The 11,098-nt window shown below is 69.9% G+C and carries 7 protein-coding genes; 5 read left to right on the forward strand and 2 right to left on the reverse strand.

Annotated features, from left to right (window positions below):
• Positions 1-411 precede the first annotated feature (411 nt).
• Positions 412-1,374 (forward strand): NYN domain-containing protein, encoded by a 963-nt coding sequence (locus F8M74_RS36235; protein WP_141256648.1) that lies wholly within the window; start codon positions 412-414, stop codon positions 1,372-1,374.
• Positions 1,375-1,390: 16 nt separating this feature from the next.
• Here the strand turns inward: F8M74_RS36235 and F8M74_RS36240 are convergent, their stop codons facing one another.
• Positions 1,391-3,430 (reverse strand): PilZ domain-containing protein, encoded by a 2,040-nt coding sequence (locus tag F8M74_RS36240; protein ID WP_171410558.1) that lies wholly within the window; start codon positions 3,428-3,430, stop codon positions 1,391-1,393.
• 316 nt (positions 3,431-3,746) lie between these two features.
• On the opposite strand from F8M74_RS36240, the gene F8M74_RS36245 reads away from it, so the two are divergent.
• A complete protein-coding gene (locus tag F8M74_RS36245) occupies positions 3,747-4,241 on the forward strand; it encodes a YkgJ family cysteine cluster protein (RefSeq protein ID WP_141256646.1) in 495 nt (164 codons plus the stop codon).
• 109 nt (positions 4,242-4,350) lie between these two features.
• Positions 4,351-5,079, forward strand: a complete 729-nt coding sequence (locus F8M74_RS36250; protein ID WP_228560863.1) for a hypothetical protein — start codon at positions 4,351-4,353, stop codon at positions 5,077-5,079.
• 17 nt (positions 5,080-5,096) lie between these two features.
• On the opposite strand, the gene F8M74_RS36255 is transcribed toward F8M74_RS36250, so the two are convergent.
• A complete protein-coding gene (locus tag F8M74_RS36255; RefSeq protein WP_141256644.1) occupies positions 5,097-6,992 on the reverse strand; it encodes a ribonuclease R family protein in 1,896 nt (631 codons plus the stop codon).
• A 319-nt stretch (positions 6,993-7,311) separates the two neighbouring features.
• On the opposite strand from F8M74_RS36255, the gene F8M74_RS36260 reads away from it, so the two are divergent.
• Positions 7,312-10,203 carry a serine/threonine-protein kinase gene (locus tag F8M74_RS36260; protein ID WP_194858741.1) on the forward strand — a complete coding sequence of 964 codons (2,892 nt, stop codon included), beginning with the start codon at positions 7,312-7,314 and terminating at the stop codon, positions 10,201-10,203.
• 90 nt (positions 10,204-10,293) lie between these two features.
• On the forward strand, positions 10,294-11,025 hold the full coding sequence (locus F8M74_RS36265; RefSeq protein ID WP_228560864.1) for a head GIN domain-containing protein: 732 nt from the start codon (positions 10,294-10,296) through the stop codon (positions 11,023-11,025).
• Positions 11,026-11,098: the final 73 nt, after the last annotated feature.

Raw genomic sequence — 11,098 nt, forward strand, 5'->3', positions numbered from 1 at the left:
CTCCCACCCACCTCCATTCCCCCAACGGACCGGGGACGCCGCGTCCCCAGAGGAGGCTTGCGCGCAGCCCCCCAGTGCACCCAGCAACACCAGACAGGTGATGCGCATCACGTTTTTCGTATCGAGAATGGTGTGTCTTTGAAGCCTGAAGTGACGTTGACGACGCGGTTTCCCCCTGGCCCATACAAGCGCCTGGCTTCAACCCAGCCCAATTCACTATCATTGCGTCAAGCCTTATCCCCGAGTAACATTCAATAATACATCGGCATCCCTTGCATGAGGACCGTCCAATATTCAGCCGGTCCTCATCGAGTGCATCCTCTCTCCTCGAGCGATTCGGGCTAGGGTGCGCCGTCCTGCCCGGACCCCTTTCCCCGCCGCCTTCGTGGCGGCACCACGCAGAGGCCGCACGTGAACGGTCGCAACGCTGAGCACCGCATCGCCCTCTTCATCGACTTCGAGAACCTCGTCACCAACACGGGCATCAGCTCCGCGAGCTTCGACTTGCAGCCCTCGCTCGACCGGCTGCTGGAGAAGGGCAAGGTCGTCTTCCGCCGCGCCTACTGCGACTGGTCCCGCTTCGCCGAGGCCAAAATCCGCCTGCACGAGTTCGGCGTGGAGCTCATCGACGTGCCGCCCTCCACGCGCGCCGGCAAGAATGGCGCGGACATGCGCCTGGTCATCGACGCGCTGGAGCTGTGCTACGCGCGCGAGAGCATCGACACCTTCGTCATCGGCTCCGGCGACAGCGACTTCTGCCCGCTGGCCTACAAGCTGCGTGAGAACGGGCGCACCGTCATCGGGCTCGCGGTGAAGGAGTCCACATCGCCGCTCTTCGTGAAGGCCTGCGACGAATTCATCTACCTGCGCCCGCGCCAGTCACGCTCCGACAAGGGCGACAAGGAGAAGGGCCGGCAGAGCGTGTCCGCCGAGGAGGCGGGCCACGGCAAGCGCGCCGGCCGCCAGGGGCGCGACGAGAAGGGCCGGGGCGACAAGGAGAAGACGCCGCAGGGTGGCGGCAAGTCCCAGCCGAAGACGGAGATGCCGGACATCGCCCGCGAGGTGGTGCAGAGCATGCTGGCACGCGCCACCGGGCCGGTGAACCCGTCCCTCATCAAGGAAGCCATCGTCCGCAAGGAGCCCGACTTCGACGAGCGCGAGCACGGCTTCTCCACCTTCGCCCGGCTGCTGGCCGCGCTGGAGCAGCAAGGCCTGCTGCGCCGCATCCAGCAGGGCCGCCAGTGGTACGTGGTGGCGGCGGACTTCGACGTCGGCAGTGGCGACAGCAAGGGCAAGAAGCGCGGCCCCGCGCACACCGTCGAGGAAGACGACGAGCTGGAGTCCTACCCGGACCCGGACGAAGACGAGGGCTGAGCCCCCGTCCCCGCGACTACGCCCCCGCCGGGGGCGTGGTGGCCTCGTGGAGGTGCTCGAGGAACTCGGGTAGCAGGCTGGCGGAGATGACCCACAGCTTGCCTTCGCCCAGGTCCGCGAGCGACGCGCGCTCCACGTACTCCACGCAGGCCGCTTCCACGTAGTGGATGAACACCTTGCGCTCGCGCGCGCGGTACCAGTCCGCCGCGTGGGCCAGCAGCGCCACCATGGCGTCCTGGGCCTCCTTCGTCGCGTCGTCCACCAGCGGCACCAGCCGCACGCCGTCCAGCACGTTGAAGAGGTTGAGGCCCGGCTGCGCCGTCTCCAGCACCGCCAGGACGACGGGCTTGCCCTCATGCCGCGCCACCACCAGCTCGCGCTCGCGGCCCATGCCCGCCTCGCCCCAGCGCTCCTTGGCGCGCTTGAGGTCGAAGCGCTCCGGCACCAGGTCCAGCGCCTCGCGGTAGGCCAGCGGACGCGTGCGCTCCACCTGCTGGAAGAAGGCCGCGCGCTCGGCCTCGGTGGGCGTGCCCACCTCGATGCCCGCGGGGATTTCCCAGGCCCCGTCCACCTCCGCCTCCATCAGCTGGAAGGGCACCAGGCACGTCTGGCCCGTGTGCTCGTACCAGGTGGCGAAGTCGAACTTGGTGAAGCGCACCCAGCGCACGCGCGCCTCGCAGAAGGCGAAGAACCACTTCACCTCCGGGTCCACCTGCGTGGGCTCGTAGCCGCGCAGGTAGATGTCACGCAGCGCCTCGCGCGCCGACGTGCGGCTGCCCTTCACCGGCTGACGCGCCAGCTGGTGCGCCATCCAGCTGCCTTCGTACGGCTTCACCACCGACAGCGTGGCGCCCACGGACTGCCCCTCCGGGTGCACCACCCGGTAGCCCAGCCGCGTCCGGCCCTCCAGCCGCGCCAGCGTGGCGTCGAAGCTGGGGTGCGCGTCCTCGAAGTCCTCCGGCGACTTGCCCGGCAGCCGGAAGTAACCCGAGCCGTCGAAGAGCTTCCAGGTGGCATCACCCCAGTCACCCTCCACCTGGGTGGCCGGGTGCATCTGCGCCTCCACCAGCGCGCGCCAGGCCTGCGCGCCCGCCGCATCCAGGGGACGCACGGACATGCCGCAGCGGCGGCCCGCCGCGGTGCTGGAGATGTTGCGCACCTCGGCGCGCAGCCGCACCGGCGCCATTCCTTCCGTCACGACCTCCAGCACCGGCTGGCGCAGACCCGGGTACAGCAGGTCCTCGCCGGGCTCCGTCAGGAAGGCGAGGCCCTCATAGGACAGGTCCAACACCTGACGCCGCACGTGCACCTGCGGCCACAGCGGATGGTCGAAGGACAGCGTGCAGGCGCGGCTCGGTGGCGCGCGCCGCAGCCAGCGGTGGCGGTAACGAACGAGCTCCCGGGGCAGCGGCATCAGCACCAGGCCGGACTCCTCGCGCGCCTCGCTGACCTCCAGGTGCACCACGCTGCTGTAGCCGAAGGCCTCCAGGGTGAAGGGCTGCGCGGGCAGTCCACCCTCGAAGCGCCAGCCCATGCGGCCTTCGTGCGGGTCGAAGTACGCGGCCGTCACCGGCACCTTGCGCCCGTCCGCGGTCCGCGCCATGCCGCGCGCCTGCCTGCCCACCAGCGCGTCGCAGATGCGCCGCACGCGGTCGGGGTGCTCGATGCGCTCCTTCCACACCGGCCGCGTCTCCGGCGGGAGCAGCAGGCCGTTGTCACGCAGCGCCTCCAGCACGGAAACGATGCGGCGGCCCGCGTCCAGGGGCGGCGCCAGGAAGCGCATGCTCACCTCCGGCGCGCCGCGCACGTCCATGACCTCCACGTCCAGCGCGGTGGCCCAGCGCTCGCCATGGCCCAGCACCACGGAGGCGGTGTCGCCCGGCTTCGGCGCCGCCTGCGTGCCCAGGTTCAGCGTCAGGTGCTCCAACGACAGCTGCACCAGCCGACACGGCGCCTGGAGGTTTCCGAACGACGCCACCGCCGTCAGTTCCGTCCCCATCCGGTAACCGAGCATCGACGCCCGGCCGCTCAACCCTTCCAGCGTGTCCGCCTGCATGACAGCTCCGTTGTCTGAAGGACGCCGATTGTACGGCTTCACAGGTGCGAGACTTGAGAATTCTCACTGGAAGCGTGAGCACGAACGAGCCGTGCGTAACCTGCTCTCCAGGACAGGTCTGGATGTCTTATTTTTCAAGTGTCACACGGATGGTCATTTCCCTCTCAGACGGGATGTGCGCCCGCATCCCATCGGGTCCGTGCGCACCCAGGCTTTTTGGGGTGAGGTGGTGTGGCATGGCTGTCGGAGGGGTGAGCGCTCGCATGCCTGCTCGCTGGGATGGAACCGGCTCCGTCAGCGGGTTAGGGGGAGGACCATGCCGCTCAACACCCTCTGCCTTCGTTGCGGCATGTGCTGTGACGGAACGCTTTTCACGCACGTGTCGCTCCAGCCGGAGGAAGCCCTGGCGCTCCAGCGACGGGGACTGCCCGTGGGCTCACGCACGGATGGAAGTCTCGCCTTGATGCAACACTGCTCGGCCCTGGATGGGCGCACGTGCACCGTCTACGCGGACCGCCCGGCGAGTTGCAGGCGTTATCACTGTCAGCTGTCCTCCGCGCTGGATGAGAAGGAAGTCTCGCTGGACGAAGCGCTCGCGGTGGTGGACGAGGCCCATGCGCGAGTGGCCACCGTGGCGCGCACGCTGGCGCCTGCTTCGAAAGAGGCGCCGCGCTCGGTGCTGCAACGCGCCCGGCGCGCGAACCTGCTCGAGCACGGCGGCCCGCTGTCCGCGATGGACCTGGCCACCTACGAGCATGCGGAGGCCTATCTGGATACACACTTCCGGGGGCGCTTCGGACGGCGGGATTGAGCGCGGCGACGCGGTGAATCCCAGCCGCCTCGCACACCCGTGTGGCTACGATGCGGGCGCGAGAATCCGGGCCGTGCTTCCACGGCGCCGCGTGACACCGAGGACTTCGATGAAGACGAACGCGTCCGTGCTGGCGGTGATGACGTGCTCCCTGCTGACGGCGCCGCTGGCAATCGCGGATGACACGGCCCCTGTGAAGTCCGCCTCGGTGGATTTGAACGGTGATGGCACGCCGGAAGCCGTGTCCATCCAGTTCGACGAACCGAAGAACGAGTTCATCCTCAAGGCGGGCAGCGCCACCATCCGGGGCCCCGGTGATGACAATGAGCCCGCGGGCGTGTTCATCGTGGACCTGGACAGCCGGGACAAGCGCAAGGAGCTCGTGGTGCGCACCGGGCAGACGGACTACGACCAGCGCTCGTACATCTACGGCTTCGACGGCAAGGCGCTGAAGCTGCTGGGCACCGTGCCCGCGCTCACCGAGGCCAAGGGCAACGGCATCATCCTGTCCGACTCATGGCAGGGCTTCTGGAACCGGCGCGACAAGTACGTCGTGGATGCGAAGACGGGCAAGGTGTCCGAGGTGCCGCAGGACCTGTACGCCGTTGGTGTCGAGGCCACGGTGAAGCAGTCGTTCCCCTTGGCTCGCAGCCGTACGGACAAGAGCGCCGTCGCGACATTGGCCCAGGGCTCGAAGATTCAGGTTCTCGCCGCCGCGCCCTCGGGCCGCAAGGGTGAGGGCTACCTCTACCTGGTGAAGTCCTCCACGGGGCTGCTCGGGTGGGCCACCGCGAAGGATTTGACGGGGAAGACGGACGGCCTGCCGCTCGCGGGTTGAGGGCGAGCGCGCGCCGGTTACTCGGCCAGTGACAGCTCGATGCGGCCGAGCTGCTCGTCGGTGGAGGTTACCTTCACCGTCACTGGCATGCCCACGGTGAAGGTCCGCTCCTTGCCCACCAGGGACAGCTCCCGCGCATCCGGCCGGAAGGGGCCTCCGGACAGGGCATCCGCGGGCACCACGCCTTCCACCAACATGCCATCCAACTGCACCACCAGGCCGAAGGGCCGCACCCGTGTCACACGCGCCTGGAACTGCTTGCCCACGTGCCCCGCCATCCACCGCGCCTCCAACTCGCGGTGCCGGTCGTTCTCCGCCCGCGTCGACGCGCGCGCCTTCGCGTTGATGTGCACCGCGAGCGCCTCCACCCCCGGGTCCTCGTCCACGAAGTCCCGGCGCCCGCGCAGGTACCCCTTCAACGTCCGGTGCACCGCCAGGTCCGCGTACCGGCGAATCGGTGACGTGAAGTGCAGGTACAGCGGCGCCGCCAGGCCGAAGTGCGGCCCCGGCTTCACCGTGTAGCGCGACGGGCCCAGTGAGCGCCGCAGCACCGAACGCAGCGCCGGCTCCGCCACCGCGCCCGCGATCTGCCGGTCGAACGCCGCCAGCGCGAGCGGCGTCAGCTCCCGTCCGAAGCCCGCAGCGAAGCCGGACGTCTCCGCGAACGCATTCAGGTCCGCCACCCGCAACGGGTCCGGCTGCTCGTGCACGCGGTACACCCCGGGCAGGCCGCGCGCCAGCAGCCACCCGGCGATGGCCTCGTTCGCCGCCACCATGAAGCGCTCAATCATCGCGTGCGCCGACGTCGGCTTCTCACTCACCAGCCCGGACAGCTCGCCCGTCGCCTGGTCGAAGGTGAAGCGCGCCTCGTCCCGCGCGAACTCCATGCCGCCTCGCGCGGCCCGCGCCACCGCCAGCCGCGCCGCCGCCAGCCGGAACCACGGCATCACCTCGCGCACCGGCTCCATGGGCGCCGACACCTCACCCCGGTCCAGGAAGGCGGCCACCTCGTCGTAGTTCAGCCGCGCCCACGAACGGATGATGCTCTCGTACACGTCCGCCGCCGTCACCCGCCCCTGCGGGTCGATGCGCAGCTCCACCGTGAGGCACAGCCGCTCCTCGCCCTGCACCAGGCTCAGCCAGTGCGAGGACAACTCCTCCGGCAACATCGGCAGCACGCGCCCCGCCAGGTACACGCTGGTGGCCCGCTCGCGCGCCTCAGCGTCCAGCGCCGTGCCCTGCTTCACGTACTCACTCACGTCCGCGATGGACACCAGGAGCCGCAGCGCCCCGTCCGGCCCCGCCGGCAGCACCGAAATCGCATCGTCGATGTCCCGCGTGGACGGCGCATCCACCGTCACCGTGGGCACGTCCCGCAAGTCCCGCCGCGCGCCCACCGCATGCGGCACCGCGCGCGCCCCCCGCGCTTCCTCGACGACTTCCGCGGAGAAGTCCTTTCGCAGCCCGTGCCGGGCGATGACGCGCTCCAGGGAGCGGTCCTCCCCTTCCTCCACCCGGTAGAGCAGCACCACCTTGCCTTCGTCGATGCGCGCGACCACCGCGTCACCGGCCTGCACCTGCGTCCCCGCGGGGTCGAGCACCCAGTCCGCGTTGGCCACCTCGCGGTCCACGTGGAGCAGGGGCGCGCCCTTGCGCAGCACCACCTCGCCGTAGACCTGCGTGCGAGGCCGCTCCACCAACGACAGCTGGCTGGCCGACCAGCGCCCATCCGCGCCCGCCGTCACCGTGGCCGTGACGACGTCCCCGGCGAAGTACGGATTGAGGTCGGGCGGAGGGACGAAGGCGGACAGCACCTCGGGCGAGCCGGGCGTCTGAACGGTGAGGAAGCCGAAGCCTCGAGGGTGGACGTCGAGACGGCCGGTGACGGTGCGGGGCGAAACGGAAGTATCCATGGAACCTTGGGCGCGTGTTTAGCCCACTCCCATCCTGGGAAAGCAGGGCTCGCGCGGGAAAATGTCAGCCCCCGGGAGCACGGCCCATGGAGGGCCTGCGTCTCACCGGGAAAGCCATCGCCAGGAATTGGCGACCTGCCGCCGAGGACGCAGCCGGGCCCGCGCCCCTGACATCCTCCGTCCGGGCCGCCCACGATTCCCCACCTGAATCCGGCTTCAATTCCGCCCTACCCGGGAAGTCACCAGGTCCGGTAACGAACCCGTGAGGGACGGGGCTTTCGCGTCCATCCGGCTCACGGTGTACATTCGACGCCATTCAATGAGTGGGAACACGCTGCCGCTCGCGCCGGAAGCGCGCTCGCTGGGCAAGTACGAGGTACTCTGCCGCCTGTCGACGGGCGGGATGGCGGAGATTTTCCTCGCGTCCCAGCGTGGCCTGGCGGGTTTCCACAAGCTGGTGGTGCTGAAGCAAATCCTCCCCGACATCCGCGGCGAGGAGGAATTCGTCCGGATGTTCCTGGACGAGGCCAAGGTGACGGCCGCGTTCAACCACCCGCACATCGCCCAGGTGTACGACCTGGACATCGCGGACGGAGAGCTCTTCCTCTCCATGGAGTTCGTCCCGGGCGCCACGCTGGTGGAGGTGGCCCGCGCGTGCCGGCAGGCCAACACCCCCATCCCCATAGGCTACAGCCTGATGGCGGTGCGCGATACCGCCGTGGCGCTGCACTACGCACACACCTTCACGGATCCGCTGGGCCGCCCCTCTCCCGTCATCCACCGGGACGTGGCGGAGAAGAACATCATGGTGACGTACGAGGGCGTCACCAAGCTGCTCGACTTCGGCATCGCCAAGAGCCTGGCCCGCGCCAGCCGCACCGCAGTGGGCATGGTGAAGGGCACCAGCGGGTACATGTCGCCCGAGCAGATCATGGGCGAGCCGCTGGATGCGCGCAGCGACCTGTTCAGCCTCGGCGTGGTGCTGCACGAGTGCCTCACCGGCATGCGGCTGTTCTACGCCAAGCAGGCCGAGGCGATGATGAACGCGGTGCTGCGCTGCGAGGTGACGCCGCCCTCGCGCACCAACAAGCACGTGCCGCCGGAGCTGGACGCCATCGTCATGCGCGCGCTGTCCAAGCGCCGCGAGGACCGGTACGCCTCCACGCTGGAGTTCGCCCGCGCCATCGAGCGCGCCGTGGGACCGCTCATCTGGCACCCCGAGCAGAGCAGCGAGCTGATGCTCCGCCTCTTCTCCGACCGGCGTGAGCAGACGCGGCAGCTCCTGATGAGTGGGCAGAACGACACGGGGGACACCACCGGCGTGGTGAACCTGGCCAAGGTGATGGCCATGGGGGTTGAACCGTCCGAGCTGCCCACCGGTGGCGTCACCTTGCCGCCGTCGCCTCGGGTTTCGGGAGCGCCTCGGAACGCCGCGCCGCCCCCCGCGCCCCGGCGTCCCACCACGGGCGCTCCCGCCGCGTCCCCTGAAGCTGGCACCGTTCGCAAGGCCGTGCTTCAGGCGCCTCCGGGCAAGCGGCTGGCCTCGCGCGCGTCCCCCGCTGACGTACACGCTCCGCCGCCTCCTCCCTCCGAGGCGATGACGCTCCCTCCGTCCGGGGGACAGCACGTGCGCACCCAGCCAGGGATGCCGGTCCACCCTCCGGAGCACACGGTCCGCACGCAACTGCCGGGCACCGGCCGGGACGCGAGCGCCTCTGCATCCGCGCCGGGTGAGGCCTCCGCACGTCAGGGTTCGCGGGCCTCGGCGGCTGATGCCCATGCCACCGATCGGGAACAGACCCAGGTCCGCGGGGTGCGTTCCCCGGAACCACCCGCTCCGCCAGCGCCCGAGGAATCTCGCGCCCGACCGATTCGCACGCCGGATACGGTCCCTGCCGCGGATGATGCGCATCGGGCACGTTCATCGCGCACGGCGGATCCATCGCCTGCTGGCGATGAAGCGCCTCGGGCACGTTCATCTCGCACGGCTGATCCGACACCTGCTGGCGATGAAGCGCCTCGGACACGTTCATCTCGCACGCCCGAGCCTTCCCCGTCCGTGGATGAGCCCCCGCGTGCCGATGCACGGTCCCGCTCGTCCCGGATGCAGGACGGCCTGCGCACGGGGACCCCATCCGAGGCGCCCGCGCCTCGCGCCGCGACGGAAGATGCATCCCGCACCCGCGCTTCCCGCGCCCAGGACGGCCTGCGCGCCTCCGTGCCCACGCCGCCCCACGCCGAGCGCGACCTGCAGACGGCGATGATTCGCATGCCGGTGCTGCCCCCCGAGCGTGGCGGGGACACGGTTCCGGTGACGCCCTCGCCGCGCCGCCCCATTCCTCCCCGCCGCAGGCAGGGTGGCTCTTCGACCGAGCCCACCACCCAGCCCGTCCGCTTCCACGACATGCCCATGGAGGAGGACGACGAAGAATCCACGCTGCAAGGCCGGGGGGGCGACACAACAGGCCCCAGGCGCGCGCGGGCCCCCCAGTCCCAACCACAACCTCGGCGAAGCCGGGCCTGGATGGCCATCACGGCGGTGGTGGGCGTGCTGGCGCTGGGCGTCGCGGTGGTGATGCTGGGGTTGGACGGTGGCGTCGTGTCCTCCCGGCTGAAGCCCCTGCTCGGCCAGGGTGCCCCACCGCCCCCCCAGCAAACCGCCGGGACACGCCCCCCGGTGAACGCGGACAAGGCCCTGGCGGCGGGGACAGCGACTCCCGTGGCTCCACCGGTGAACGATGGGCCGAAGGACACGGGGGATTCGGCCCCGGCCATCGCGGATGTGGACCCCACCATCCTGACGGATCAGGTCCCCGTGCCGGATGAGAGTGCCCCGGACTCGGACTCCGCCACCGAGGACGACGCCCCACTCAAGGAGCCCCGGACCTTCAAGCGCGTCCGCAACGGGACGCAGCGGAGCAAGGCGGTCACCACGGCACCCCGCAAGGCACCGGCCACGCCGCCCGCCTCGGAGAGCGTACCGGCGGGCGAGCCCGGCTTCCTCACCCTGGTCACCGAGCCCAAGGCCCAGGTGTTCCTCGGCGGCCAGGACCTGGGCAAGACGCCGCTCTTCAAGGTGAAGCTGCCCGCGGGCCAGCACACCCTGAAGCTGGTGGATGCCACCGCCAAGGCGCACCAGGTCCCCGTGGACATCAAGCCCGGAGAGACGACCTCCGTCCGCGGCCCGTTGAGCCTGCTTTCGGACCCCTGAACCGAAGGGCAGGCAATCAATGCCGAGAGCGTGCGTACCTTGAGCACGTCGGGGTCCATGTCGTGGACCCTTTTCCATTGGAGCGTGCCCATGTCCCCCGTCCGCGTCTCAATCGTCGCCTCCTTCCTCCTCTTCGGTGCCTGTGCCCATGCCCAGGAGCCTCAAGCCGGTGCGTCCGCTTCCACACAACAGCGAGGCGACGTCCGAGAGGTGCCCGACTTCGACGAGGTATCGGTGAGCCACGGCATCCGGGCCGAGGTGAAGGTGGGCCCCAAGTCCGTGCGCCTGGAGGGACCGGCCGAACTCGTGTCCCGAATCGAATTGGATGTGCATGACGGGACGCTGCGCACCCGCGTGGACAAGAAGCTCTTCAGCGGATTCAAAGGCGGCAGCGTCCGCCTGTACGTCTCCAGCCCGCGCGTCGAAGGCATCCACGCCAGCGGCGGCAGCCACGTGGACGCGGACGCCACGCGCACGGACGAGTTCGACGTCGACGCCAGCGGCGGCGCCATCGTCAACGTCCGCGGCGTGGATGCACGCCAGGTGGATGCCGAGGCCAGTGGTGGCTCGAAGGTGACGCTGGCGGGACGGGCAACGGACTTCGACGTCGAGGCCAGCGGGGGCTCCATCGTGCGGGCCCTGGACGTGAAGGGCGTCAAGACGCTGGACGCGGAAGCGAGCGGCGGCTCGCGCGTGGAGGTGGATGCGTCCGACCGCGTCAGCGGCGAGGCCTCCGGGGGCAGCGTCCTCCAGCTCGTGTCCCGCCCGAGCCAGAGCGACGTGCGCGCCAGCGGAGGATCCCGGGTTGTCTACAAGGACTGACGCGCCCTCCGCCGTGGAAGGCGTTCCGCGTCAATGACAACACACGGGTGGGGTGGACGGGACAGCACCCGGG

The organism is Myxococcus sp. CA023, from assembly GCF_010998615.1.
Taxonomy (GTDB): Bacteria; Myxococcota; Myxococcia; order Myxococcales; family Myxococcaceae; genus Myxococcus.

Coding starts and splice junctions, on each gene's coding strand:
- F8M74_RS36240 (WP_171410558.1), bottom strand. CDS start 3,430: ATGCAGGCGGACACGCTGGAAGGGTTGAGCGGCCGGGCGTCGATGCTC.
- F8M74_RS36245 (WP_141256646.1), top strand. CDS start 3,747: ATGCCGCTCAACACCCTCTGCCTTCGTTGCGGCATGTGCTGTGACGGA.
- F8M74_RS36255 (WP_141256644.1), bottom strand. CDS start 6,992: ATGGATACTTCCGTTTCGCCCCGCACCGTCACCGGCCGTCTCGACGTC.
- F8M74_RS36250 (WP_228560863.1), top strand. CDS start 4,351: ATGAAGACGAACGCGTCCGTGCTGGCGGTGATGACGTGCTCCCTGCTG.
- F8M74_RS36260 (WP_194858741.1), top strand. CDS start 7,312: ATGAGTGGGAACACGCTGCCGCTCGCGCCGGAAGCGCGCTCGCTGGGC.
- F8M74_RS36265 (WP_228560864.1), top strand. CDS start 10,294: ATGTCCCCCGTCCGCGTCTCAATCGTCGCCTCCTTCCTCCTCTTCGGT.